This window comes from Geodermatophilus sp. Leaf369, from assembly GCF_001424455.1.
Taxonomy (GTDB): Bacteria; Actinomycetota; Actinomycetes; order Mycobacteriales; family Geodermatophilaceae; genus Klenkia.
Map to the genome: position 1 here is coordinate 54,406 of NZ_LMQA01000001.1, position 25,020 is coordinate 79,425.

A 25,020-nucleotide genomic window follows, 5' to 3' on the forward strand; every position below is an offset into this window, starting at 1 on the left:
GGGCCGAGCATGATCTCGGCGTGCAGAGACGACACGTGGCCCCCGACATCTCCCGCTCCTGGCTGCTGGTCAACGGCGCCCGCGACCACGCCGAGTTCGACGCGGCGCTGGCCTCCCGGGCCGACCAGGTGATCCTCGACATCGAGGACGCGGTGGACCCCAAGGCCAAGCCGCAGGCCCGCGCCTCGGTCGTGGAGTACCTCTCCACCGAGCGCGACCGTCAGGCCTGGGTGCGGATCAACGACCACTCCACCCCGTTCTGGGCCGACGACGTCACCGCCCTGGCCGGCCTGCCCGGTCTGGCCGGCGTGATGCTCGCCAAGACCGAGGCCGCCGAGCACGTCACCGAGACCTACGACCGGCTCGGTGGCTCCACCCGGGTGCTGGCGCTCGTGGAGTCCGCCCTGGGCATCGAGGAGACGGTGCGGATCGCCTCGGCGCGCGGCGCCTTCCGGCTGGCCTTCGGCTCCGGTGACTACCGCCGCGACACCGGCACCGCCGCCGACGACCTGGCGATGGCCTACCCGCGCTCCCGCCTGGTCGTGGGCAGCCGGATCGGCGGCCTGCCCGGCCCGATCGACGGCCCGACCGTCGGCTCCAGCCATGGCGTGCTGCGCGAGGCCACCGGCGTCACCGTCTCCCTGGGCCTCACCGGCAAGCTCTGCCTGGACGTCGAGCAGCTGCCGGTGATCAACGAGGTCATCAGCCCCACCCCCTCCGACGTCGCCTGGGCCACGGACTTCCTGGCCGACTTCGAGGCCCGCGGCCAGGTCATCCGGGACGGCAGCGACCTGCCCCGGCTCGGTCGCGCACGCAAGATCACCACGCTGGCGACGGCGCTGGGCATCCAGCCCTCCTGAGTCAGCCCAGCAGCTCCAGCACGGCCGCGGGGTCGGTGGCGACGTCGGTGTGCATGCCGGCGCCGTCACCGACCACCCGCCACCCCCGCCGGCGGGCCTCCTCGGCGTCGGCGTCGTAGGCCGGCGACAGGTGCACGTAGGTGACGTCGGCATCGGGCCAGCTGCCCGGCACCGGGACCGCCTGGTCGTACAGGTCGACCGGCAGTGACGGCGCCTCGGCGGTGATCTGCGCCCGCAGCTCCGGGTCGGGCACGAGTTCGGTCAGGGCGTCGGGGCCCCACCACGTCGGCCAGGGCGGGAGCAGACCGTCCCGGGCCATCCCGCGGACCATCGCCCGCAGGTCCGGCGAGGGCAGCGTCACCCCCGAGCGGGCCGGGACGACGGCGTCCACCCACACGACCCGCGTGGCCCGCACCGCCGCGGCGACCCGGGGCAGGACGACGCCGGCCCCCGAGTACCCGACCACCACGTCGACCGGGCGATCGGACCCGTGGGCCACGGCCTCCTCGGTGTACCGGACCCACCAGTCCTCGGCCGTCTCCACGGCCGACCGGAGGTCGGGGACGACGACCTCGTGACCGCGCGCGCGCAGCCCGTCGCGCAACGGCCCGAGGACGGCAGCGCTGAGCAGGGGCGGGTGGCACAGCAGCCAGGACGACATGCCGACCATCACACCCCGGTGCGCGGGCCGCCGCCCGGCGGGTGCGACCGGCAGCGACGACGATGGACCGGTGAGCCAGGACCCGTCCCCGCCCGTCACCGACCGCTGGGGCATCGACGCCTCCTGGCTCGACGCCCTCGACACCGAACACACCGTCGAGCAGGCCACGATCGACCTGCTGCGCGAGGTGATCGGCGAACCGCCGGCCGACCTCGAGGACACCGCCCCGATCGTCGTCCGCCCCGGGGACGCCCTGGAGGTCGACGAGGCCGTCGTGGTGCTCGAGGACGGCACCAGCCGGGACGTCGACGGCGAGCTGCCCGAGGACTTCCCGCTGGGCTACCACCGGATCCGCACGCCCGACGGCCGGGACCGGCTGCTCGTGGTGACGCCGGGCCGCTGCTGGCTCCCCGAGGACCGCAGCTGGGGCTGGGCCGTGCAGCTCTACGCCGCCCGGGGCACCGGCTCGGCGGGCATCGGCGACCTGGCCGACCTGCGCACGGTCCGGGAGCTGGCCGAGAGCCAGGGCGCCGGCTTCGTGCTGGTCAACCCGCTGCACGCGGTGGGCCCAGGCCCCGAGCAGGAGGACAGCCCTTACCTGCCGGCCACCCGCCGCTTCCGCAACCCGCTCTACCTGCGCCTGGACGACGTCCCCGGGGTGCAGCTCACCGACGCGGACCGGGCCCTGGCCGCCGAGCTCAACGGCGCCGAGCTGATCGACCGGGACGCGGTCTGGGCGTTCAAGCGCGCGGTGCTCGAGCGGTCCTTCGACGCGGACGCCGAGGGCTTCCGGGACTGGTGGTGGCACCAGGGCCAGCCGCTGCAGGACTGGGCCACCTGGGCCGCGGTCGCCGACGCACACGGTGCGAACTGGCCCGACTGGCCCGCAGAGCTGCAGGACCCCCGCTCGGACGGCGTCCGCCGCTGGGTGGCCGACCACGAGCAGCAGGTCGCCTTCCACGCCTGGCTGCAGTGGCTGCTCGACGGCCAGCTGTCCGTGGCGACCGGCGACCTCACCGTCATCCAGGACCTGCCGATCGGCGTCTCCGGCGGCGGCGCGGACGCGTGGGCCTGGCAGGACGTGCTCGCCCAGGGCGGGGTGAGCGTCGGGGCTCCCCCGGACGCGTTCAACGCCGCCGGGCAGGACTGGGGCTCCCCGCCGCTGGTGCCGTGGCGGCTGCGGGCGGCGGACTACGAGCCGTTCGTCGAGTCGATCCGCTCGACCATGGCCGGCGCCGGTGGGCTGCGCATCGACCACGTGATGGGCCTGTTCCGCCTCTGGTGGGTGCCGGGCAACGACCCGACCGCCGGGGCGTACGTCCGCTACCCGGCCGAGGACATGCTGGGGATCGTCGCGCTGGAGAGCCACCGCGCGAAAGCCGTCGTCGTCGGGGAGGACCTGGGCACCGTCGAGGACGGCGTCCGGGAGGCCATGGCCGAGCACGGGGTGCTCTCCTACCGGCTGCTCTGGTTCGAGGACGACGCGCCGAGCTCCTGGCCGGCCGCCTCGATGGGGGCGATCACCACCCACGACCTGCCGACCGTGGCCGGACTGTGGACCGGGTCTGACGTGCGCGAGCAGGTGGAGCTGGGCACCGGCGAGGAGGAGCAGCTGGAGAAGGACCGCAGGCAGCTGCTGGCGCACCTCACCGGCCACGCCGAGGGGCCGGCGAAGCGGTCCACCCCGGGCAGGGCCGTGGAGGCCGCCCACCGGCTGCTGGCGACCGCCCCGTGCACGCTGCTGTCGGCCACCCTGGACGACGCGCTGGCCGTCGAGCGGCGGCCCAACGTGCCCGGTGCGATGGAGCGGCCGAACTGGCGGCTGCCCCTCCCGGTGCCGGTCGAGGAGCTCGCCGGGCACCGCGGGGTGCGCTCCGTGGCACGCGCGCTCGGCACGGGAATTCCACCGTTGTAGTTCGAACACCTGTTCGAGGGACGTGCCATGCTGTCCTCATGGCCGGTGGGATGAACCTGGGACGACGGGGGCCCTCGCTCGCCGAGCGGGCGGCGAGCTCGGGCGTGCCGCCCTCGACGGCGCCGTCCACGCTGCGCGGCGGGCTGGGCGGTCCGGTGCGCGAGCAGCTGCCCGGCCGGCCCGCGGGCGCCGGGCACGGCCGGCACTGCTGGGTGCGCGACCCACCCGACGCCCCGGGCATCTGGCCGGGCCTGCTGGTCGAGTGGCGCCAGCGCGAGGACGGCTGGCACGGCCGGGTCGCCTACGCGGTGGTCGGCGAGCACGGACCGGTGCTGGTGGAGGCCTGGCTGTCGGCCGAGCAGCTCAAGCAGGGCTGACCCGGCGCCAGAACAGGTGGTGCACGGCCAGACCGGACGGGCTGGGCACCTCCTCGTGGTGGAACCGGTCCTCCAGCTCAGCCGGGGACCCCCACAGTCGGCTGCCGCCGCCCAGCACGACCGGGGAGACCGCGACGTGCAGCTGGTCGACCAGGTCGGCGTCCAGGAAGGCACGGACCGTCTGCGCCCCTCCCCCCAGCCGGACGTCGCGACCACCGGCGGCCTCGAAAGCCAGCGCCAGCACCTCGGCCGGCGTCCCGGACACGAAGTGGAACGTCGTGTCCGCCAGGGTGAACGAGGGCCGCTCGTGGTGGGTCATCACGAAGACCGGGGTGTGGAACGGCGGGTCCTCGCCCCACCAGCCCTGCCACGCGTGGTCGGTCCACGGACCGCGGTGCGGGGCGAACTTGTTCCGGCCCATGATCTCGGCACCGATGCCGTTGCCGAAGTCGCGCACCAGCCGGTCGTCCAGTCCGCGGCTGCCGTCGGGGCGGGACATGCCGGGCATGCTCGCCGTCCCCAGTGCCCAGGCCATCAGCTCGCCGGGGTCGGCGTGGCCGAACGGCCGCTCCAGGCTCTGCTCCTCCCCCGCCGCGTAGCCGTCCGCGGAGACGGTCAGGTTCTGCACCCGCACCAGCTGTGTCATCGGTCCTCCGTGTCCTGGGGTCTGTGTCGAGGAGGACCCTCGCGCACCCCCGGACTCATCGGGGACTCAGCGCGCGTGCGGGTCCAGCGAGCGGGTGCGGCCCAGCGCCAGGGTGAGCAGCAGGGTGGCCAGGGTGAAGCCGCCGGCCAGCAGGGCGACCGCCGTCCAGCCCGAGCCCTGCCAGGCCCGCCCGGCGAGCGTGCCGCCGACCGAGGACCCCACGTAGTACCAGAACGAGTACAGCGAGGCGGCCTGCCCGACCGGCCGCCCACCCAGGGACGCCCGGGCGGCCACCCACGCGCTGCCCACCGCGTGTGCGGAGAAGAACCCCACGGTCAGCACGCACAGCCCGAGCACGAAGCACCACAGCGGCTCCAGCAGGGTCAGGGCCAGCCCGCCGCCCATCACCACCACCGACACCGGGACGACGAGGCGCCGGCTGGTCCGGTCGGCCAGCCACCCCGCGGTGGGCGAGCTGGCCGAGCCCAGCAGGTAGGCCAGGAACACCAGCGAGGCCAGCGACGGCGTCAGGTCGTAGGGCGGGGACTCCAGCCGGAAGGTGCCGGCGTTGTAGACCGCGACGAACGCGGCCATCAAGAACGCCGCGACCGCGTAGAGCATGAGCAGCGCGGGATCGGTGAACACGCTGCCCAGCGAGCGCAGCAGCGACCCCTGCCGGTCGACGGGCACGAAGCGGCGCGCCGGGGGCAGCAGCAGCCGGACGGCGACAGCGCAGCCCACCCCGAGCACCGCCACCCCGCCCAGGGCCAGCCGCCAGCCGCCGAGGTCGGTGAGGAACCCGCCCAACAGCCGTCCGGTCAGCCCGCCGATGGCGTTGCCGGCGATGAACAGCCCGATCGCCCGCGAGCTGACCGTGGGGTGCAGCTCCTCCCGGAGGTAGGCCACCCCGACCGAGGAGAGCCCGGCCAGGGCGAACCCCTGGAACCCGCGCAGCACGAGCAGCAGCTCCCAGGTGGGGGCCAGCGCGATGAGCACGGCCAGCACCGCCGAGGTGGCCAGGCTCAGCTGGAGGATCCCGGTCCGGCCGCGCCGGTCGGACACCGGCCCGAGCACCAGCAGGCCCACCGCGAGCGACACGGTGGACACCGAGATCGACAGCGTCGACCCGGCGGGACTGACGTCGAAGGCGCGCGCCAGCTCGGGCAGCAGCGCCTGCGGCTCGTAGAGCATCGCGAAGGTGGCCAGGCCGGCGAGGAACACCGACAGGGACGCACGCTGCAGCCCGCGGTCCCCCGCCCGGTGCCCGTCCGGCAGCTGCGGGGTCGACGGGGTCGCAGGCACGTGCCCCACCTTCTGTCAACGACCGGCCCCGGGGCCAGCCGGGGTCGGCGATGTCACGTCCGGACCCTCATGCTGGGTCGGTGACGACACACGAGGTCGAGGCACCGTCGGTCCCCGAGCACCTGCGCCGCTGGTCCGAGCTGGACCCGGACACCGTCGAGCCGGGCAGCGTCGGGTTCGTCTGGGGCAACTGCCAGGCCGAGTCGATCCGCCGGATGGTCGCCCCGGCCGGCGCCGGGCACGGGGTGGAGTTCGTCCGGCTGCCCCCGGTGTTCGAGATGGACGAGGCCGAGGTCGGCCGGCTGCACGCGCTGATGGGCGTGGCCGGGGTGCTGGTCACCCAGCCGGTGAAGGACGAGTACCGGGTGCCCGGCTGCGGCAGCGAGCAGCTGGTCGCGCTGCTGCCGGCCAGGGCCCGCGTCGTCCGGGTGCCGACGACGTACTACGAGGGCCTGTTCCCCTGGCAGGTGCACGCCCACGACGAGGCCGGCGCCCGGGTGGACGCCCCGCTGACCGACTACCACGACCTGCGGCTGCTCGACGCCGCCGTCCGCGGCTGGTCCACCGAGCAGGCGGTCGCCCGGATCGAGTCGCACGAGGCCACCGGGGACGGCGTGCGGGACCTGGCCGCCCGCTCCCAGGCCGAGCTGCGCCGGCGCAACGCCGACCTCGACGTGGACACGACCGACGCGGTCGTGGCCGGGGGCGCCGAGGCGATGTGGACGGTGAACCACCCGGCGAACGCCACGCTGCACGCGGTCGGCGCGGGGGTGCTCGACACGCTGGACTGGGCCGTGGAGCCCGCCGTCCCCGAGCACCAGATGCTCGGCTCGAGCCTGTCGCCGCTGGACGCCGCCGTCCTCACCGCCCTGGACCTCGACCCCACGGCGGCGCGCCCGGGCTGGTCGCTGGCCGGCCGGGACGTGCCGTGGGCCGAGATCGCCGACGCCCAGCTCGCGCTGTACGCCGCGCAACCGGGCGTGGCCGAGCGGGCGGTGGCCAGGTACGCCGACAGGCTCACGTCGCTGGGCCTGTGACGCCGCGGCTGACCGCCGCCGACATCGCCTGCTGGGTGCTGAAGTCCGCCCGGCTCCCCGACCTGATGGCCGAGGGCTGGGTGCCGGGCGGTGAGGTGGAGCTGGCCCGCTGTGTGCGGCCCTCCTACCGGCTGGACCTGGTGGAGCCGGGCCAGCCGGTCCTGCTGTGGTGCAGCGGCCGGCTCGATCCCGGCGTGCACGCGACGGGGACCGTCGCCGGGCCCGTGGAGGGCTCCGACGACGGTCCCGTCGTGGTCGTGCGGTGGCGCCGCCTGGCGACGCCGGTGCCCCGCGAGGCGCTGCTCACCGACCCGGTCGCCCGGACCGCCGAGGTGGTCCGGATGCCGGCGGGCAGCAACCCGTCGTGGCTCTCACCGCCCCAGTGGCAGGCGGTACGCGCGCTCAGCCCTTCGTGGGGTTGAGGACGACCTTCGTCCAGCCCTGGTCGCGGGCGTCGAAGTGCCGGTACGCCTCGGGCGCTTCGTCCAGACCCAGGTTGTGGCTGACCAGCTTCGAGGGCTGGGCCTTGCCCTGGTGGATGAGCCGGGCCAGCGCGCGGTTGTAGTTCTTCACGTTGGCCTGGCCGTTGCCGACCGTCTGGCCCTTGAACCAGAACTTGCCGTAGTCGAAGGCCAGCTGGCCCTTCTTGGCGAGCTCGTCGGAGGCACCCGGGTCCTCGGGCAGGAACAGCCCGACCACGCCGATGGTGCCGGTGGCCTTCACGACCTCGACCAGGCCGTTCATCGTCATGTTGGGCTGCTCGACGCCCTGGCTGTCGTGCGCCTGGTAGCCGATCGCCTCCACGCCACGGTCGGTGCCGCGGCCCTTCGTGGCGTCCTTGATCTGCTCGATCGGGTCGCCCTTGCTCGAGTTGATCCCGATCGCACCGAACTCCTCGGCCAGCGCGAGACGCTCGGCCAGGTGGTCGATCACGTAGACCTCGCTGGCGCCCTGGAGCACCGCCGAGTAACCGGCCATCAGGCCGACCGGGCCACCGCCGTAGACGGTGACCGAGTCACCGGGAGCGACCTTCGCGAGCCGGGTGCCGTGCCAGCCGGTGGGGAAGATGTCGGCCAGCATGACGTAGTCGTTCTCCTTCTCCACGCTGTCCTCGGGGAGCTGGAGGGCGTTGAAGTCGGCGAAGGGCACCCGCAGGTACTCGGCCTGGCCGCCGCTGTAGCCGCCCATGCCGGCGAACCCGTAGGCGCCGCCGGCGACGCCCGGGTTGACGGTGAGGCAGAAGCCGGTGCGGCCCTGCTCGCAGTTCTCGCAGAACCCGCAGCCGATGTTGAACGGCAGGACGACGCGGTCGCCGACGCTGAGCTTGGTCACGCCGGCCCCGACCTCGATCACCTCGCCGAGGTTCTCGTGCCCGATGACCATGCCGGTCTCCAGGTCGGTGCGGCCCTCGTACATGTGCAGGTCCGAACCGCAGATGTTGGTCGCGGTGATGCGGATGACGGCGTCGGTGGGATGCTCGACCTTCGCGTCGGGCACCTCCTGGACCGAGACGTCGTGGGGGCCGTTGTAGACGAGTGCGCGCATGGGGGTCCTCCGGGAGATCGGTGGGTGCGTCCGGGAGGGGGGCCCGGGTCTCGACCGCCTCGCCACCCACAGGGGTGGCATGCCGCCGGACGCATGTCGTGCACAACCGACATGCCCGGGGCGCCCGGGGGCTCAACCGTCCGGCAGCGGTGGGACTGCCGGGAGTCGCAACCGGCCGGTCAGCCCGAGCGGGGCGCGTACATGATCAGGCCCACCCCGACCAGGCAGACCAGCGCGCCGGTGACGTCCCAGCGGTCGGGCCGGAACCCGTCGGCCACGGCCGCCCACACCAGCGAACCCACGATGAAGACCCCGCCGTAGGCGGCCAGCACCCGCCCGAAGGTCCCGTCCGGCTGCTGGGCGGCAGCCAGCCCGTACAGCCCGAGAGCGACCACCCCGGCCCCGATCCAGAGCCAGCCGCGGTGCTCGCGCACGCCCTGCCAGACCAGCCAGGCGCCGCCGATCTCCAGCACCGCCGCCAGGACGAACAGCGCGATCGAGCGGACGGTCACCGGGCGGTCAGCGCGTCGTGCACGACGGCGAGCACCGTGGCGTCGTCCAGGTCGTCCGCCCGGGCCGCGGTCACCAGCCGGTTCGCCGCGGCGCGGAGCCGGGCGCGCGCCGGGTCGCCGTCCACCCCTGTGACCACCGTGCCGGCCCGCCCACGGCCCTCGACCAGGCCGTCGGTCTCCAGCTCGGCGTAGGCCCGGGCCACCGTGCCCGCGGCGATCCCCAGGTCGGCGGCCAGAGCGCGCACCGGGGGCAGCTTGTCCCCCTCGACGAGCCGGCCTGCGTGCACGAGGTCGGCCACCTGGGCGCGGACCTGCTCGTAGGGCGGGGTGCCGTTGCCGACGTCCACGGTCAGCTGCGCTGCCAGGTCGGGAGCGGGGTGGGCGGCCATGCGCACAGTGTGCCGCGCCCTGGGACCATGGCTCCTCGTGAGCGACAGCCCGGCACCGACCCCCGCCCCCACGACCTCGGTGAGCCGCACCCGCTACCTGGTCGGCTGCCTGGCCTGGCTGCTCACGCTGCAGTTCTTCGTGCTGGAGACCGTCGCGGTCAGCCGCTTCCCCGGGTACAGCCGGGTCGACCAGGTGATCAGCGACCTGGGCACCGAGACCTCCCCCGGCGCTGCGCTGATGAACGCCTCCTTCATCGCCCAGGCCGTGCTCATCGTCCTCGGCGCCGTGCTGCTGCTCCCGGCCCTCATCGGGCTGGGCGGCCGGCTGGCCACCGTGCTGCTCTCGGCGGCCGGGGTCGGCACGCTGCTGGTCGGGCTGTTCCCCTCCGACACCGGCGGCACGCTGCACACCGTCGGCGCGATCCTGTACCTGCTGGTGGGTGGCCTGGGGCTCATCGCGCTGGCCTACGGCATCCGGCCGCGTTCGGAGCCCGTCGGCACGGCCGTCGCCCTGCTCGGCCTGGTCGGCGTCATCGGCACGGTCTTCTTCGGCACCGGGGTGCACCAGCTGCTCGGCGAGGGCGGCACCGAGCGGCTGGCCGCCTACGTGCTGCCGGTGGCACTGGCGGTCACGGCCGTGCTCCTGTGGCGCCAGCAGGACGACTGGCGGGTCGCCACCCCCGACGGGGACGACGGCACGCTCACCCGCCGGCAGCGCCGCGAGCTGGAGCGGGCCGAGGCCTTCGACCGGGCCCGCGAGCGGGACGAGGCGCTGGAGGCCCTCGCCCGCAAGAAGGAGCAGGACCGGGTGGCCGCCACGGCCGAGGACACCGACGAGGACGACGACTTCGACGAGGACCGCGCCTGGCGCACCCCCCGCCAGCGCTAGCCCCCGAGGAGCACCCGTCCGCCGCGGACGACCACCCGCGGCGCGGCGTGCCGGGCCAGCAGGTCCACGGTCCGCTCGGCGTCGTGCACCAGCAGGTCGGCCGGGCCGCCCACCCGCAGCCCGTGGTCGGTCAGGCCCAGCACCCGGGCCGCCGACGTCGTCACCAGGTCGACGAGGGTCTCCAGCTGCGGGGCCGAGCGCATGTCCAGCAGGTGCGCGGCCAGGAACGCCACCTCCAGCAGGTTGTGCCGGCCGAACGGGTAGTAGGCGTCCTCGATGTCGTCCTGGCCGAGACCCACGGCCACCCCGGCGGCCAGCGCCCGCTCCACCGGCAGGGCCACCGACCCGGTGTGCGGGTCGCTCACCAGGCCCAGCCCGACCTCGCGGGCCAGCGCCAGGAACGCGTCCTGCCGGGCGGTGTCGTAGTGCCCGATCGCCCGGGCGTGGCAGGCCACCCCCCGCCCGCGCAGGCCGTGCCGGTCCATCGCGTGAACCAGCATCGTCGTGGTCGCGTAGGAGGGGTCGGGGGCGTCGTCGGTGAGCATCGCCACCCGGGTGCCCAGCCGGGCGGCCAGCGCGCACGCCCACTCGACGTGCGCGGCCTGGTCGTCCTCGCCGTCCTCGATCCAGGGGATGCCGCCGACCACGTCGGCCCCCAGTGCCATGGCCTGCTCGACCAGCTCGGCGGCGCCGGGGTCGCGCAGCAGCCCGTCCTGCGGGAAGGCCACCACCGAGACGTCGACCCGGTCGCGGAACTCCTCGCGGGCGGTGAGCACGGCCTGCACCCCGGCCAGACCGGCGGCGGTGTCGACGTCGGCGAAGGCCTGGACGTGCAGGACCCCGTGGGTGACCCCGAGCTCCAGGGCCTCGCGGACCCCGGGCAGCAGCGCCTCGACGGAGTACCGGTCCTTGACCGCGCTGGCCAGGTCGATGCTGGCCGCGGACTCCGCCATCCCGCCGGCGGTGTAGGCCTGCAGGGCGGCGTCCCCGATCCAGGGCAGCGTGCGCACCTTGTCCAGGTGCAGGTGACCGTCCACGAACGGCTCGGTCACCAGTCCGCCGGCGGCGTCCACCACCGGGACGCCGGTCGGGGGCGGCAGCTCCCCGGCCGGGGCCAGGGCGGTCACCCGCCCCCCGGCGGTGTGGACGTCGACCACCCGCCCGTCGCGGAGGCGGGCGGCGGTCACGACGAGGTCCGGGTTCAGCACGGGGGCATCCCACCCCACCCGTGTTTCAGAACTGCGTCAGGGCCTCCAGGCCGTCGTCGAGCACGAGCGGGCCGACCTCCACCGGCGGCCGGTGCGACTGGTCCAGCCCGCGCATCCGGGCCGCGTGCAACGCCAGCAGCAGGTTCAGCCGCAGCGTCGGGTCGGAGGTGAACGGGCCGAGCATCCGTTCCAGCTTCCCGATCCGGTACCGCATGGTGTTGTAGTGGAAGTGCAGCCGACGGGCGGACTCCGCGACGTTGAGGTTGGTCTCCAGCAGCACCCGCAGCGTGTCCCGCAGGTCGGCGGAGTCGGCGTCGGAGGCGTCGGCCAGCGGGCCGAGCACCTCGTCGACGTAGGACCGCAGCTCGTTGCTGTCCGGGATCAGCGACAGCAGCCGGAACACCCCGAGCTGGTCGAAGTGCGTCGCGGTGGCCTCGCCGTGGATCTCCTGGCCGACCTGCAGGGCCCGCTGGGCCTGCTGGTGGGCGTCGCCCAGACCCGACAGGGAGGCGGCGGGGCGGCCGATCCCGGTGGCCAGCACCCGGCCGACCCGGCGCAGCCGGGCGTTGACCCGGCCGGTCACGGCCGAGACCAGGGCGGTGAGCTCGTCGGCGGTACGGCCGTCCAACGGCAGCACGGTCACGATCTCGGTGGCCAGACCCGCGACGGCGGCCCCGGCGACCTCGCCGTCGATCGCCGACCGCCAGCCGTCGGCCAGCCGGTCCAGCACGTCTAGGGCTCGGGTGGGGTCGGCGGAGGCGTCGGCGACGGTCTCGGTGGCGGTGACCAGGACGACGACCGGGCCGTCCAGCCGCCAGCCGAAGGACCGGGTGTAGGCAAGGGTCCGCTCGGTGTGCCCGACGGTGCCGCTGACCAGGCGGCGCACCAGGTCGCCCTGGAAGCGCAGCTCGACCGAGTGCACGGCCTGGTGCCGGATCTCCGACAGCGCCGCGATGACCGCGCCGCGCTCCAGCACCGCCCCGGCCCCGACCAGCATCGGTCCGCGCCGGTTGACCGCGACCAGCCAGCCGTGCCGCTGGTCCCCGGCCATGATCGGGGCCACCGCGTACTCACCCACCCCGCCGGGCAGCTCGTGGTGGCCCGGGACGAGCAGGATGCCGTCGGCCGGGGAGAGGTCGGCGTCGGCGAGCACGTCGGCCGGGGTGACGATGGCCTGGTCGGCCCGGTTCTCCGACAACCGCCGGGACGGCGCGAGGTCGGCGAACGCGTCGTCGGCGGCCGCGTCGAGCAGCCACAGCCAGTCCCGGACCTCGACGACGTCCTCGGCGGGGCCGGCGCTGGTGACGATCTCGCGGTCCGGCCCCAGTCCGAGCACCGCGGCACCGTCCAGGAAGGACGCGGCCTGGGTGGTGACCTCGGTCAGCCCCCCACCGGTGAGCGCGACGTCGATGAACTGGTTGTGCATCCGGTTGGCCAGGTCCAGCGCCTGGGCCTGCTTGCTCACGATCGCGCCGAAGACCTCGGCGACGACGAGGTCCAGCCGGGACGCCCGGGGCAGCGCGACCACGGGGAACCCGCGCCGGTCGGCCTCGGCACGCACCTCGGCGGGCACCGCCGGGGGTCCGTCGGCGTCCCGGTAGGCCAGCGCGGCGGTGCCGAGGGCCTGGAGCCGCTCGATCAGCGCCCGGCACTGGGCCGGGTCGGCCGGGGGCAGCCGGGCACCGAGGACGACCAGCACGTCCGGTCCGGCGCCGGCCAGCGGGTCGGCGGGGTCGTCGACGACGACCTGGCGGACCACCCGGCCGGCCCCGGAGGACCCGGCGACGAGGGTGCCGTCGGTGAGCGCGAGGAGCTGGGTGACCGACAGCCCCATGCTGTCCTCCAGGGCGGTCCGCTCACCGGGTGCGACCCGGGAGAGCACCGGCTCCAGCCGCTCCCGCACCTCACTCAGCGGAGCCGTCCGATGACCCATCGATGATGGCGTCACCCAGGACTCACGTTCTGTCACTGGTCGTCTCCCCCATGTCGCCACACCTGCCCCGATCAGGGGTGATCCTGTCAGAGCTGCCCGGTCTACCCGAACCATTCTTGGCGACTTCCGCCATACAGAGGCGCTCGACGCGCCGCATAGGTTCGAGACCCGGGCGGCGTCACCGTGCCCGGATGGTAGGCCGTGCCCCCGGCCGCCGGTCACCCACGGAGGGTCCTGCATGCGCACCGCCGACACCGTCGCCGCCCAGTCACCCCCGACGCGGCCCGGCCGGGCAGCGCGGGTGGGGGTGCCCACCTTCGCGCTCCCGCACGACTCGGCCCAGGCCACCGCCCGCACGGGCCGGCCGGCCCGCGGTCCCGGACCCACCGTCCCGGCCGCCGCCAGCACCGGCGTCGCCGAGCTGCTGCGCGGTCCGGTCCGCCAGGCCCGGGTGCTGCTCAGCGTCCCGGCCGCGGTCTACCTGTCGGTGACCACCCCGCAGGGCACCGACGTCGTGGGCGTGCTGACCTCCGACGCCGCCCGGCTGCCGCTGGGCCTGGTGCTCTCCCGGCCCTCCAACGGCCGTCCCCTGGTGTCGGTCCCGTCCGGGGCGCCGGCGACCGTGGGCGCCGGCCGGCTCACCGTCGGCGACCTGACCGTGTCCGCGGCCGCCTGGTGGGACCCCCGCCCGAAGCTGCCCGGTGCCACTCCGTCCCTGCTCCCCGAGGGCGTCCGCACGCTGCGCACCACCCTCTACGGCGACGGCCCGCACAGCTCCTTCACGCTCCCCGGCCTGCCCGGGGGGCCCAGCGGGCCGCTGGCCGCACTGCGCGGTGCCGTCCGCCGGGCCGACCTGGACGCCGCGCTGCGCACCGCGACCCGGCTCGTGGGTCTCGGCCCGGGCCTGACCCCCGCGGGGGACGACGTCCTCGCCGGCACCGTCGCCGGTCTGGTCCTGCTGGGCCACCCCGCCGCCGAGCGCTTCGGGGCCGGCGTGCACGCACTCGCCGCCGGCCGCACCACCGAGCTGTCCCGGGCGCTGCTCAAGCACGCCGCCGCCGGCCGGGTCAGCGGGGAGTTCGCCGCCGTGGTCCGCGGGCTGGTCGGGCACGGCGCGCTGGAGCCTGCGATCGCCACGCTGCTGACCACCGGGTCGACCAGTGGCCGTGCCATGGCGCTGGGCCTGTGCACCGCGATCGACCTGGCCGAACGGACCACCCGGGTCCGCTGAGGTGCGGCACCGCCGTGGTCATCCACGGCGGTGATGCCACGGGTCGGCGGATCTATTTCCGCCTCGATCCCCTGCTCTGCACACTCCTGCTCCAGTGATGCCGGTCACCGACGACCGGCACCCGACACCTGGAGCCAGCCCGTGTCCGAGACCATCGACGCCCCCGTCCCGGGGGCCGCGGCCATCGCCGTACCGGCCGCCACCGGTGCCCTGCACCCGGCGACCGGCCGCCCGGCGGGGCGCACCGAGATCGCCCTGCTCATGGCGGCCAGCTGCATGCCCATCCTGGGCGCGGTGCTGCTGTCCCCGGTGCTGCCCACCCTGCAGCGGGCCTTCGCCGACACCCCCGGGGTCGACGCGCTGGCGCCCCTGGTGCTCACCGCCCCGGCCCTGCTGATCGCACTGCTCGCCCCGATCGCCGGGCGGCTGGTGGACGCGGTGGGCCGCAAGCGGCTGCTGGTCGGCGCGCTCGCCGTCTACGCCGTCGTCGGCACCGCGCCGGTGCTGCTGGACTCCCTCCCGGCGATCCTGGCCACCCGGGTCGGAGTCGGCATCACCGAGGCCGCGATCATGACCTGCTGCACCACGCTGATCGCCGACTACTCCGCCGGTGCCCGCCGGGCCAAGCTCTTCGGCCTGCAGACCATCGTCACCACGCTGGCCGCCACCGTGTTCTTCGGCCTGGGCGGGGCGCTGGGCAGCAACGACTGGCGCACCCCGTTCTGGCTCTACCTGGTCGGCCTGCCGCTCGCCGCGCTGGCCGCCTGGCGGCTGTGGACCCCCACCGCCCCGGTGCGCACCACCGCCGACGCCGCCCTGCCGCCGCTCCCCTGGCGCCCGATGCTGCTGCCGCTGGGCGTGACCCTCGTCGGTGGCGTGGTCTTCTACACCCCGATCGTCGAGCTCTCCTTCGTTCTGGACGCCCTGGGCGTCACCGCCACGGCCACGATCGGCGGACTGGCCGCCCTGGCCTCGCTGGCCACCGCGGCCGGGGCCGCGTCCTTCTCCCGGGTCGTGCACCGCGGCCCCGGCTTCCTGCTGCCGGTCGCGTTCGGCCTGGCCGGTCTCGGCCTGCTCGTCATGGGCCTGGCGCCCGTCGTCCCGGTCGCGGTGCTCGGCGCAGTCGTCGCCAGTGCGGGCACCGGGCTCATGCTGCCCAGCCTGCTCACCTGGGTGGTCTCCCGGCTGTCGTTCGCCGAGCGGGGCCGGGGCACCGGCCGTTTCACCGCCGCGCTGTTCCTGGGTGAGTTCGTCTGCCCGCTGCTGGTGATCGCGCTGTCCGGCGCGCTGTCGGGCATCCCGGCCGCCGTGGCCGTCGTCGGCGGCATCGCCGTCGTGCTCGCCGTCGGCGTCCGCCGGCTCCGCGTCAGCTGACCCCGCACGAACGACAAGCGCCCTTCTCGTCAGGAGTCCTGACGAGAAGGGCGCTTGTTGCAGGTGGTGGGGTCAGATGCGGCAGGCGTGGATCGAGGTCACCAGGATGGCGCGGGCTCCGAGGTCCCAGAGCTCGTCCATCAACCGGTTGGTGTCGCCCTGGGGCACCATCGCCCGGACGGCGGACCAACCCGGGGTCTGCAGCCGGCTCACCGTGGGGCCCTCGAGCCCGGGGGTGATCGCGGTGGCCCGCTCCAGCAGGTCGTCGGGGCAGTCGTAGTCGAGCATCACGTACTGCCGGGCGACCAGGACGCCCTTGAGCCGGCGCTGCAGCTGCGCCACGGCCGGGTTCTCCTCCGCGCCGGCCCGGCGCACCAGGATCGCCTCGCTGGTGAGCACCGGGTCACCGATCACGTGCAGGCCGGCCTGGCGCAGCGTCGTCCCGGTCTCGACGACGTCGCAGACGGCGTCCGCGACACCGAGCCGGCAGGCGGTCTCCACCGCACCGTCGAGCTTGACCACCGCGGCGTCGATGCCCGACTCGGCCAGGAACCGCTCGAGCACCACCGGGTAGGCCGTGGCGATCCGCTTGCCCGCGAGCGCCGCGATGCTCTCGATCCCGGCGTCCAGCGGGCTGGCGAACCGGAAGGAGGAGCGGCCGAAGCCCAGCGGCATGACCTCGACCGCGGGTGAGTCGGTGTCGGCCGGGGTGGTCTCCAGCAGCATGTCCCGGCCGGTGATCCCGACGTCCAAGGTGCCGGCGGCGACGTAGACGGCGATGTCCCGCGGGCGCAGGTAGAAGAACTCGGTGTCGCTGTCGGGGTCGTAGACCGCGAGGTCCTTGGTGCTCCGGCGCTGGCGGTAGCCGCTCTCGGACAGCATCTCGGCTGCGGGTTCGGACAGGACGCCCTTGTTCGGGACGGCGACGCGCAGCACTGCAGGAGCTCCTAGAGGTGGTGGATCAGAGGTGGGAGTAGACGTCGTCCAGGGTGAGTCCCCGGGCGATCATCATGACCTGCACCCAGTACAGGAGCTGGCTCAGCTCCTCGGCGGCCCGCTCGGGGCTCTCGTGCTCGGCGGCCATCCAGCTCTCGGCGGCCTCCTCGACGAGCTTCTTGCCCACCGTGTGCACCCCGCTCTGCACGGCGCGCACGGTGCCCGAGTCCGGGTCACCGGCCTCGACCTTGGCGGCGAGGGCGGCGAACAGGTCGTCGAACGTCGTCCCGCTGCCCGGGGTCGCGCTCACGAGGAGGACCCGATGCCGAAGCCGGTGTCCCGGCGGGGGGTGCGGATCGAGCGCAGGGTGAGTGCGGTCTGCAGGGCGGCCGAGCAGGCTTCCCAGCCCTTGTCCTCGGCGGAGTCGGGCAGCCCGGCGCGGTCGCGGGCCTGGTCGTCGTCGTTCACGGTGAGCACGCCGTTGCCGACCGGCACGCCGGCGTCCAGGGAGACCCGGGTCAGGCCGGCGGTGACGGCGTCGCAGACGTACTCGAAGTGCGGGGTGCCGCCGCGGACGACGACCCCCAGCGCGACGACGGCGTCGTGGTCGGCCGCCAGCGCCTGAGCGACGACCGGCAGCTCGACGGCCCCGGGGGCCCGGACCACGGTGGGCTCGGGGATGCCGGAGGCGTGCGCGCAGGCTATCGCGCGGGCCAGCAGCTGCTCGGTGACCTCGAGGTGCCAGGTGGTGGCCACGATCCCCAGCCGCAGGCCGGCGGCGTCCACCGGGGCCAGCTGCGGTGCTCCCGCGCCGCTCACAGCTGCTGCTCCGTCGTTCGGATCGGGGTGTGCGTGCCCACGGGCACCGGGACGTCGTCCTCGGGCTCGACGATCTCCAGCAGGTGGCCCATCCGGTCGCGCTTGGTGCGCAGGTAGCCGATGTTCTCCGGGGTGACGTGGCTGGGCAGCCCGACCCGTCCGGTGATGGTGAGGCCGTAGCCCTCCAGGCCCGCCCGCTTGGCCGGGTTGTTGGTCAGCAGCCGCATCGAGTGCACGCCCAGGTCGACCAGGATCTGCGCCCCGGTGCCGTAGTCGCGGGCGTCGGCGGGCAGCCCCAGGTCGAGGTTGGCGTCGACGGTGTCCACCCCGGCGTCCTGCAGCTGGTAGGCCTGCAGCTTGTGCAGCAGGCCGATGCCGCGGCCCTCGTGCCCGCGGATGTAGAGCACGATCCCGCGCCCCTCCTCGGCCACGGCGGCCAGCGCGGCCTGCAGCTGCGGGCCGCAGTCACAGCGCAGCGAGCCGAACACGTCGCCGGTGAGGCACTCGGAGTGCACCCGGACCAGCACGTCCTCGCCGTCGCTGATGTCGCCGTAGACGAAGGCCACGTGCTCGCGGTCGTCGTAGGAGCTGGAGTAGCCGACCGCGGTGAACAGGCCCGGGGCCAGCGGCACCTGGGCCTCGGCGACCCGCTCGACCAGCTTGTCGAAGCGCTTGCGGTAGGCGATCAGGTCGGCGATGGAGCACATGACGAGGTCGTGCTCGTCGGCGAAGACGCGCAGCTCCTCCCCGCGGGCCATCCCGATCGGGTCCTTCTCGCTGACGACCTCGCAGAGGGTGCCCGAGGGGCGCAGCCCGGCCAGCACGGCCAGGTCGACGGCGGCCTCGGTGTGCCCGGGACGCCGCAGCACACCGCCGTCGCGGGCCCGCAGCGGCACGATGTGCCCGGGCCGGGAGAGGTCGGCGCTGGAGGTCTCGGCACCGGCCAGCAGCCGGATGGTGTGCGCCCGGTCGGTGGCCGAGATGCCGGTGCTGATGCCCTCGCGGGCGTCGACGGTGACCGTGTAGGCGGTGCCGCGGCGGTCCTGGTTGACCCGGAACATCGGCGGGAGGTCCAGCCGGTCGGCGTCCTCCTCGGTGACCGCGACACAGATGTAGCCCGAGGTGTAGCGGACCATGAAGGCCACCAGCTCGGGGGTGGCGAGCTCGGAGGCGAAGATCAGGTCGCCCTCGTTCTCCCGGTCCTCGTCGTCGATGACGACGACGGGCTTGCCGCTCTTGATCGCGGCGATCGCGTCCTCGATCGAGTCGAGGTGGCTGCGACCGGTGTCGACAGCGGTCATGCCCGGGCTCCCAACAGTCGTTCGACGTACTTGGCGATGACGTCCACCTCCAGGTTGACCGGGTCACCCGGGGCGCGCGTGCCGAGGGTCGTCTCGCGCAGGGTGGTGGGGATGAGGGAGACCTCGAGCCAGGGCTCGGGGTCGGTGGCCGCGGACAGCGCGCTCACCGTGAGGGAGACGCCGTCCAGGGTGATCGAGCCCTTCTCGACGACGTAGCGGCTGATGTCGGCCGGCAGCGCGATGCGCACGACGGTCCAGTGCTCGCTGGGGCTGACGCTCGCGACCGTGCCGACGCCGTCGACGTGGCCCTGCACGATGTGGCCGCCCAGCCGGGTGTCGGCGGTGACCGCACGCTCGAGGTTGACCGGGTCGCCGTCGGTGAGCGCGCCCAGGCTGCTGCGCTTGAGCGTCTCGGCCATCACGTCGGTGGACCACACGTCGTCGGTGACCCCGGTGACGGTCAGGCAGACGCCGTTGACCGCGATGGAGTCCCCGAGCGCGACGCCCTGCAGGGTCTTCGCCCCGCGGACCTGGAGTCGTGCGGAGTCGCCCTGGTCGTCGCGGACGACGAGGGTGCCGACCTCCTCGACGATACCGGTGAACACGTCAGCTGCCTTCTTCCGTCTGGTCCGGTCCACCAGTGTGCCGGGTGGGCCGGAGTCGTACCTGCACGTCCCTCCCGAGAGGGGTGACGTCCAGGGTCTCGAGCTGCAGCGCCGCGGCCATCGTGGTGATTCCCAGGTCGCCGACCAGGGAGGGCCCGGCGCCCAGCAGCTGCGGCGCCAGGTGCAGCACGAGCTCGTCGACCAGCCCTGCCTGCAGGAAGGCCGCGGCGAGCGTGGGGCCGCCCTCCAGCAGCACCCGCCGGACGTCGAGGTCCCAGAGCTCGGCGAGGAGTGCGGCCGGGTCGGTGGCGGCGCTGAGGTGGGTGCGGGCGGCGTCGTCGCGCACCCGGGCGTCGGCGGGCACCCGGCCGCGGCGGTCCAGCACGACCCGCAGCGGCTGGTGCGCCACGTCGTGCCCGTCGTCGTCGCGCACGGTGAGCTGGGGGTCGTCGGTGAGCACGGTGCCCGACCCGACGAGGACGGCGTCGCAGGTCGCCCGCAGCCGGTGCACCGCGGCGCGGGCCACCGGACCGGTGATCCAGCGGCTGGTGCCGTCGGCGGCCGCGACCCGGCCGTCCAGCGTGCTGGCGGTCTTCCAGACCACCTGGGGCCGGTGCTCCCGGACGCCGACCAGCCACGGGGCGAGGGCGCCGTCCTCGGCCTGCTGCTGCTCGACCCCGACGACGACCTGGACGCAGGCGTCCCGCAGCCGCTGCACCCCGCCGCCGGCCAGCGACGTCGGCTCCGGGACGGCGACCACGACGCGGGCGACGCCGGCGGCCAGCAGCGCGTCGACGCAGGGGCCGGTGCGCCCGGTGTGTGCGCACGGCTCGAGGGTGACCACGGCGGTGCCGCCGCGGGCCCGGTCGCCGGCCTGCGCGAGCGCGACGACCTCGGCGTGCGGGCCGCCCGGGGGCCGGGTCGCGCCCTCCCCCACCACGGCACCGCCGGCGTCCAGGACGACGGCGCCCACCGCGGGGTTGGGGCTGGTGGTGCCCAGCGCGCCCCAGGCCAGGGCCCGGGCACGGGCCATGGCGGTCAGCTCGCGGGCGGTGGTCGAGCCGGCCCGGCCGGCGGCGGCGGCCCGGCTCGCGGCGGCGGCCTGCTCGGCGGTGACCGGGTCGGTCACGACGCGGGGAACGAGCGAGCGGCCTGCGCCCGCAGCGCGGCGATAGCTGCGGCGGGGTCGTCGGCGCCGTAGACCGCGGAGCCGGCCACGAAGACGTCGACACCGGCCTCGGCAGCGGCCTCGATGGTGTCGGCGTTGATCCCGCCGTCGATCTCCACGAGCAGCTCGAGGTGGCCGGTGTCGACGAGCCGGCGGGCCTCGCGCACCTTGCTGAGCACGTCGGCGATGAAGGACTGGCCGCCGAAGCCGGGCTCGACGCTCATCACCAGCAGGGTGTCGAAGTCGCGCAGCACCTCGACGTAGGGCTCCAGCGGGGTGCCCGGCTTGACCGCCAGCCCGGCCAGGGCGCCGGCGGCGCGCAGGTCGCGGGCCACGGCGCGGGGGTCGCCGGTACAGGCCTCGGCGTGCACGGTGACGTTGCGGGCACCCAGCTCGGCGTAGGCAGGGGCCCAGCGCTCGGGGTCGGTGATCATCAGGTGGCAGTCCAGTGGCACCGGGCTCACCCGCTGGATCGCCTCCACGACGGGGGCTCCCAGGGTCAGGTTGGGCACGAAGTGGGCGTCCATGACGTCGACGTGCACCCAGTCCGCGTCGGCGATCCGGGCGGTCTCCTCGGCGAGCCGGGCGAAGTCCGCGGACAGCAGGCTGGGCGCGATCAGGGGGCGGCGGGGCACCGGGTGATCCTAGGTCCGGTCCCGGAGGGCGGCGTGGGCGTCCCAGGCCCGCTCGACCGTGGTCATCGAGCCCGGGTCGGTCAGCGAGGTGGTGTCCCCGCCCCCGCGGCCGGCGGTCATGTCCGCCATCAACCGGCGCATGATCTTCCCCGACCGGGTCTTGGGCAGGTCGGTGACGACGACGACCTCGCGCGGCTTGGCGATCGCGCCCACCCGCCGGGCCACGTGCGCCCGCAGCTCCTCGGTGAGCCCGGTGTCGTCGGCGCCGGCGTCGTCCCGGGTGATCACGAAGGCCACGATCCGCTGGCCGGTGACGTCGTCGGGGGCACCGACGACGGCGGCTTCGGCGACCCGTGGGTGGGACACCAGCGCCGACTCCAGCTCGATGGAGGACAGCCGGTGCCCGGACACGTTGAGCACGTCGTCGATCCGGCCGCCGATCCACACGTAGCCGGCCTCGTCCACCGAGGCGGAGTCCCCGGCCAGGTACCAGCCCTGCTCGGCGTAGGGCGCCCAGTAGGAGGCCACGAACCGGGCGTGGTCGCGCCAGACGGTGCGGGCCATCGCCGGCCACGGCCGGGTGATCACCAGGTTCCCCTCGACCCCGGGCGGGGTGGGTCGGCCGGCGTCGTCCACCACCGCGGCGGCCAGGCCGGGCAGCGGCACGGTGGCCGACCCGGGCTCCAGCACGGTCACCCCGGGCAGCGGGGCGATGACCGCGGCCCCGGTCTCGGACTGCCACCAGGTGTCCACGATCGGGCAGCGGCCGCCACCGACGTGCTCGTGCAGCCAGCGCCAGGCCTCGGGGTTGATCGCCTCGCCCACCGAGCCGAGCAGCCGCAGCGAGGACAGGTCGTACCCGGCCGGGAGCTCGGGGCCGTGCTTCATGAACGTGCGCACCAGCGTCGGCGCCGTGTAGTAGACGGTCACCCCGAGGCCGGCGATGACCTCGAAGTGCCGGCCGGGGTGCGGGGTGAGCGGGCTGCCCTCGTAGAGCACCTGGGTGGTGCCGTTCGACGTCGGTCCGTAGAGCACGTAGGTGTGCGCGGTGACCCAGGCGAGGTCGGCCTGGCACCAGTAGACGTCGTCGTCCTTGGCGTCGAAGAGCGCCCAGTGGGTCCAGCTGGCCTGGGTCAGGTAGCCGCCGCTGGTGTGCACCAGCCCCTTGGGGCGGCCCGTCGTGCCCGAGGTGTAGACGATGAACAGCGGGTGCTCGGCGTCGAAGGACGCCGGCTCGTGCACCGGGGACTGCTCGGCCAGCAGCTCGTGCCACCACAGGTCCCGGCCCGGGGTCCAGGGGACGTCGGTCTCCCCGGTGCGGCGGACGACGAGCACGTGCTCGACGTGGTCCAGCCCCGCGACGGCCTCGTCCGCGGTGGCCTTGACCGCGACGGCCGAGCCCCGGCGGAACTGCCCGTCGGTGGCGATCAGCAGCTTCGCCCCGGTGTCGGCGACCCGGAAGCGCAGCGCGTCGGCGGAGAAGCCACCGAAGACCAGGCTGACCACGGCGCCGATCCGGGCGCAGGCCAGCGTCGCGACGACGGTCTCCACGAGCACCGGCAGGTACAGCACCACCCGGTCACCGGCCTCGATGCCCAGAGCGGTCAGCGCGTTGGCCAACCGGCACACGTCGTCCTGCAGCTGGGCCCAGGTGACGGTGCGACCGTCGCCGGGCTCCCCCACCCAGTGCAGCGCGACGTCGTCCCCCCGGCCGGCGGTGACGTGCCGGTCGACGCAGTTGACCGCCACGTTGAGCCGACCCCCGGTGAACCAGCGCGCGGTCGGCATCTCGCCGTCGTCGAAGACGGTGTCCCAGGGGGTGTCCCACTGCAGCCGGCCGGCCTGCTCGGCCCAGAAGGCGAACGCGTCGGCCTCGGCGTGGGCGTGGGCGTCGGGGCCCACGTTGGCCCGGGCGGCGAACTCCGGTGGCGGCGGGTAGCCGGTCATCCGACGACCTCGCGGGCGCGGTCGGTGTCGGCGTCGGTCCAGCCCTCGGGGGCGGAGATCAGCAACCAGGCGTCCAGCATCATGCTCCCGTAGTTGTGGCCGTAGCCGTCCGGCGGTGACTGGGCGTTGGCCATGTCCACCGTGACCTGCCAGAAGGTCACGACGGGGTACCAGCTCATCGCCGGTGACACGCCCTCGCCGCGGGGTTCGACCAGCCAGTCGGGTCGGGAGAAGAGCAGGTCCGGCGACCACCAGACGATCGGGTCGCTGGCGTGCATCAGGTACACCACCCGGGGCTCCAGCCACGGCTCGTCGGGCTGCTCGAGCTCGGCCACGTCGGAGCCGAACCGCACCGCGAGGCCACCGGCGTACTCCGGGTCGACCTCCGGGGAGCCGGGGTCGCGGCGCTCGACGAAGGCCGACCACAGCTCGTTGCTGTTGGGTGGCCCGACCCACAGCACCCCGTCGGCCCGGGCCCGGATGTCGGCCAGCCCGTCGAAGGCGGCCTCCGACCCGGCCGACCCCAGGCTCTCCCCGTAGACCAGCAGCTGCGGGCGCTCGGCCTCGGGGATCTGCTGCACCCGGTCGTACACCGCGTCGAACAGCGTGCGGCCGGCCGCGGCGGCCCGGGAGCGGTCGACGATGAAGGACAGCCAGCTCGGCAGGTAGGAGTACTGCGTGGCCACGGTCGCGGTGTCGCCGCCGTGGACCAGCTCGAGGGCCTGCGGGGAGGCGCTGTTCACCCAGCCGGTGCCGGTCGTGGTGACCACGGCCAGCACCTCGCGGTCGAAGGCCCCGGTGCGCTCCAGCTCGGCGACGGCGAGGTCGGCGCGCTCCTCGGGCGAGTCGGCGGACTCCAGCCCGACGTAGGCCCGGATCGGCACCGTCACGTCGTCCTCGGCGATGCCGGCGGCCTCGGCGATCCGGGCGCGCGACGGGCCACCGGCCACGAACTTCTGCCCCTCGGAGCCCAGGGTGTCCCACGGCGCCAGCGACTCCGGCGACCCCGACCGCTCCTCGAGCTGCGGCGCGCTGAGGCCCTCGGGGGTCTCGTCGTTGGCCACGCTGAAGCTGGCGTCGGCCGCCGAGAGCGCCCAGCGCAGCACCACGCCCTCGACCAGCCCGACCACCAGTGCTGCGGCGACCAGCACGCCGACGACCTGCGCCGGCCGCTGGGGCACCCGCACCCGGCGGCGCAGGAAGCGGGTGGTCACCCGGGCGATCCAGCGCACCCCGCGGGCCAGCAGCACCAGCAGGACGGCGACGACCACGATGGCCGGGGCCGCGCGCAGCCACCCGGCCGAGGTCTCCGGCGGCATCCCGATGAGCAGCCGCACCTCGCGCTGCCAGTCCGAGGCGATGGTCAGCACCACCAGCAGCGACACCGGGACGGCGACGATCAGCAGCACCCAGCCGGCCAGTCGCACCCGGCGGTGGGTGTGCTCGACCAGCCAGGCCGACCAGCCCTGCCACCGGCCCCATCGGCGCAGCCCCCAGAGCACCAGGCAGGTGAGCCCGTAGCCGATCGCCGCGCTGATCCCGCTGACCACGGCCTGGAAGTACCAGCTCCGGGGCAGCAGGGACGGCGTCATCGCCAGCAGCGCGAACAGCGTGGCGACGACGAGCGCGATCGGCTCGACCCGCAGCCACCGCCAGCCCCGGCGCTCCAGCAGCGGCGGCCGCGTGTCCTCCGGCGCTGCTGTGCTCCCCATTCCGGTCATGGTCCGGGG

The 25,020-nt window shown here is 74.7% G+C and carries 25 protein-coding genes; 8 read left to right on the forward strand and 17 right to left on the reverse strand.

The genetic code is table 11. The features are described 5' to 3' along the window. Window positions 1-20 precede the first annotated feature (20 nt). The gene (locus tag ASG36_RS00255; protein ID WP_055757900.1) at window positions 21-860 is read left to right on the forward strand and encodes a CoA ester lyase; all 840 of its coding nucleotides are present in this window, start codon (window positions 21-23) and stop codon (window positions 858-860) included. Between the two features lies 1 nt (window position 861). On the opposite strand, the gene ASG36_RS00260 is transcribed toward ASG36_RS00255, so the two are convergent. After that, complete coding sequence (locus tag ASG36_RS00260; RefSeq protein ID WP_157498472.1) at window positions 862-1,521, reverse strand: alpha/beta hydrolase; 660 nt, start codon at window positions 1,519-1,521, stop codon at window positions 862-864. A 70-nt stretch (window positions 1,522-1,591) separates the two neighbouring features. Between ASG36_RS00260 and malQ the strand changes: the two genes are divergently transcribed. Together malQ and ASG36_RS00270 are read left to right on the forward strand one after the other, a co-directional pair. Then, window positions 1,592-3,436: a 4-alpha-glucanotransferase gene (malQ, locus tag ASG36_RS00265; RefSeq protein ID WP_055757907.1), complete on the forward strand. Its 1,845-nt coding sequence runs from the start codon at window positions 1,592-1,594 to the stop codon at window positions 3,434-3,436. A 38-nt stretch (window positions 3,437-3,474) separates the two neighbouring features. Next, complete coding sequence (locus ASG36_RS00270) at window positions 3,475-3,813, forward strand: hypothetical protein (RefSeq protein WP_235494434.1); 339 nt, start codon at window positions 3,475-3,477, stop codon at window positions 3,811-3,813. Here ASG36_RS00270 and ASG36_RS00275 read toward each other — a convergent pair. Both ASG36_RS00275 and ASG36_RS00280 read right to left on the reverse strand, forming a co-directional pair. After that, window positions 3,800-4,459 carry a dihydrofolate reductase family protein gene (locus tag ASG36_RS00275; RefSeq protein WP_055757910.1) on the reverse strand — a complete coding sequence of 220 codons (660 nt, stop codon included), beginning with the start codon at window positions 4,457-4,459 and terminating at the stop codon, window positions 3,800-3,802. The genes ASG36_RS00270 and ASG36_RS00275 overlap by 14 nt on opposite strands. 66 nt (window positions 4,460-4,525) lie before the next feature. Next, window positions 4,526-5,761, reverse strand: a complete 1,236-nt coding sequence (locus ASG36_RS00280; RefSeq protein ID WP_235494436.1) for an MFS transporter — start codon at window positions 5,759-5,761, stop codon at window positions 4,526-4,528. A gap of 80 nt (window positions 5,762-5,841) precedes the next feature. Here ASG36_RS00280 and ASG36_RS00285 point away from each other — a divergent pair, with 80 nt between their 5' ends. After that, the gene (locus ASG36_RS00285) at window positions 5,842-6,798 is read left to right on the forward strand and encodes a WcbI family polysaccharide biosynthesis putative acetyltransferase (protein WP_055757913.1); all 957 of its coding nucleotides are present in this window, start codon (window positions 5,842-5,844) and stop codon (window positions 6,796-6,798) included. Further along, complete coding sequence (locus ASG36_RS00290) at window positions 6,795-7,220, forward strand: hypothetical protein (protein ID WP_055757916.1); 426 nt, start codon at window positions 6,795-6,797, stop codon at window positions 7,218-7,220. Before ASG36_RS00285 ends, ASG36_RS00290 begins: the two co-directional genes overlap by 4 nt. On the opposite strand, the gene ASG36_RS00295 is transcribed toward ASG36_RS00290, so the two are convergent. From ASG36_RS00295 to ASG36_RS00305, 3 genes are all read right to left on the reverse strand, one after another. Then, window positions 7,201-8,343: a glutathione-independent formaldehyde dehydrogenase gene (locus ASG36_RS00295; RefSeq protein WP_055757919.1), complete on the reverse strand. Its 1,143-nt coding sequence runs from the start codon at window positions 8,341-8,343 to the stop codon at window positions 7,201-7,203. The two genes, ASG36_RS00290 and ASG36_RS00295, sit on opposite strands and share 20 nt — an antisense overlap. Window positions 8,344-8,522: 179 nt before the next feature. Beyond that, on the reverse strand, window positions 8,523-8,855 hold the full coding sequence (locus ASG36_RS00300) for a YnfA family protein (protein WP_055757922.1): 333 nt from the start codon (window positions 8,853-8,855) through the stop codon (window positions 8,523-8,525). After that, window positions 8,852-9,244 carry a GntR family transcriptional regulator gene (locus tag ASG36_RS00305; RefSeq protein ID WP_055757927.1) on the reverse strand — a complete coding sequence of 131 codons (393 nt, stop codon included), beginning with the start codon at window positions 9,242-9,244 and terminating at the stop codon, window positions 8,852-8,854. The genes ASG36_RS00300 and ASG36_RS00305 overlap by 4 nt, the downstream gene beginning before the upstream one ends. Before the next feature lie 37 nt (window positions 9,245-9,281). On the opposite strand from ASG36_RS00305, the gene ASG36_RS00310 reads away from it, so the two are divergent. Then, window positions 9,282-10,133 carry a DUF998 domain-containing protein gene (locus tag ASG36_RS00310; protein WP_235494438.1) on the forward strand — a complete coding sequence of 284 codons (852 nt, stop codon included), beginning with the start codon at window positions 9,282-9,284 and terminating at the stop codon, window positions 10,131-10,133. Here ASG36_RS00310 and ASG36_RS00315 read toward each other — a convergent pair. Both ASG36_RS00315 and ASG36_RS00320 read right to left on the reverse strand, forming a co-directional pair. Beyond that, window positions 10,130-11,341 (reverse strand): amidohydrolase family protein, encoded by a 1,212-nt coding sequence (locus ASG36_RS00315; protein ID WP_235494440.1) that lies wholly within the window; start codon window positions 11,339-11,341, stop codon window positions 10,130-10,132. The two genes, ASG36_RS00310 and ASG36_RS00315, sit on opposite strands and share 4 nt — an antisense overlap. Window positions 11,342-11,366: 25 nt before the next feature. Then, complete coding sequence (locus ASG36_RS00320; RefSeq protein ID WP_235494441.1) at window positions 11,367-13,244, reverse strand: PucR family transcriptional regulator; 1,878 nt, start codon at window positions 13,242-13,244, stop codon at window positions 11,367-11,369. A 268-nt stretch (window positions 13,245-13,512) separates the two neighbouring features. Between ASG36_RS00320 and ASG36_RS00325 the strand changes: the two genes are divergently transcribed. Continuing rightward, window positions 13,513-14,505, forward strand: coding sequence for a DUF2877 domain-containing protein (locus ASG36_RS00325; protein ID WP_055757933.1), 993 nt, complete (start codon window positions 13,513-13,515; stop codon window positions 14,503-14,505). 141 nt (window positions 14,506-14,646) lie between these two features. Then, complete coding sequence (locus ASG36_RS00330; RefSeq protein ID WP_235494443.1) at window positions 14,647-15,879, forward strand: MFS transporter; 1,233 nt, start codon at window positions 14,647-14,649, stop codon at window positions 15,877-15,879. 72 nt (window positions 15,880-15,951) lie between these two features. On the opposite strand, the gene hisG is transcribed toward ASG36_RS00330, so the two are convergent. From hisG to ASG36_RS00375, 9 genes are read right to left on the reverse strand one after another with little or no spacing between them, the layout of a single operon-like run. Further along, the gene (gene hisG / locus ASG36_RS00335) at window positions 15,952-16,815 is read right to left on the reverse strand and encodes an ATP phosphoribosyltransferase (protein ID WP_055757936.1); all 864 of its coding nucleotides are present in this window, start codon (window positions 16,813-16,815) and stop codon (window positions 15,952-15,954) included. Between the two features lie 25 nt (window positions 16,816-16,840). Beyond that, window positions 16,841-17,125 (reverse strand): phosphoribosyl-ATP diphosphatase, encoded by a 285-nt coding sequence (locus ASG36_RS00340; RefSeq protein WP_055757938.1) that lies wholly within the window; start codon window positions 17,123-17,125, stop codon window positions 16,841-16,843. Beyond that, window positions 17,122-17,634: a 6,7-dimethyl-8-ribityllumazine synthase gene (gene ribH, locus ASG36_RS00345; RefSeq protein WP_055757941.1), complete on the reverse strand. Its 513-nt coding sequence runs from the start codon at window positions 17,632-17,634 to the stop codon at window positions 17,122-17,124. Before ribH ends, ASG36_RS00340 begins: the two co-directional genes overlap by 4 nt. After that, window positions 17,631-18,935 carry a bifunctional 3,4-dihydroxy-2-butanone-4-phosphate synthase/GTP cyclohydrolase II gene (locus ASG36_RS00350; protein WP_055757944.1) on the reverse strand — a complete coding sequence of 435 codons (1,305 nt, stop codon included), beginning with the start codon at window positions 18,933-18,935 and terminating at the stop codon, window positions 17,631-17,633. The genes ribH and ASG36_RS00350 overlap by 4 nt, the downstream gene beginning before the upstream one ends. Continuing rightward, window positions 18,932-19,540 carry a riboflavin synthase gene (locus ASG36_RS00355; RefSeq protein WP_055757947.1) on the reverse strand — a complete coding sequence of 203 codons (609 nt, stop codon included), beginning with the start codon at window positions 19,538-19,540 and terminating at the stop codon, window positions 18,932-18,934. The genes ASG36_RS00350 and ASG36_RS00355 overlap by 4 nt, the downstream gene beginning before the upstream one ends. A 1-nt stretch (window position 19,541) precedes the next feature. Next, window positions 19,542-20,669 (reverse strand): bifunctional diaminohydroxyphosphoribosylaminopyrimidine deaminase/5-amino-6-(5-phosphoribosylamino)uracil reductase RibD, encoded by a 1,128-nt coding sequence (gene ribD / locus ASG36_RS00360; RefSeq protein ID WP_235494445.1) that lies wholly within the window; start codon window positions 20,667-20,669, stop codon window positions 19,542-19,544. Beyond that, on the reverse strand, window positions 20,666-21,343 hold the full coding sequence (gene rpe, locus ASG36_RS00365) for a ribulose-phosphate 3-epimerase (protein WP_055757950.1): 678 nt from the start codon (window positions 21,341-21,343) through the stop codon (window positions 20,666-20,668). Before rpe ends, ribD begins: the two co-directional genes overlap by 4 nt. Window positions 21,344-21,352: 9 nt before the next feature. Next, complete coding sequence (acs, locus tag ASG36_RS00370; protein WP_055757953.1) at window positions 21,353-23,290, reverse strand: acetate--CoA ligase; 1,938 nt, start codon at window positions 23,288-23,290, stop codon at window positions 21,353-21,355. After that, window positions 23,287-25,002, reverse strand: a complete 1,716-nt coding sequence (locus tag ASG36_RS00375; RefSeq protein ID WP_055757956.1) for an alpha/beta-hydrolase family protein — start codon at window positions 25,000-25,002, stop codon at window positions 23,287-23,289. Before ASG36_RS00375 ends, acs begins: the two co-directional genes overlap by 4 nt. Window positions 25,003-25,020: the final 18 nt, after the last annotated feature.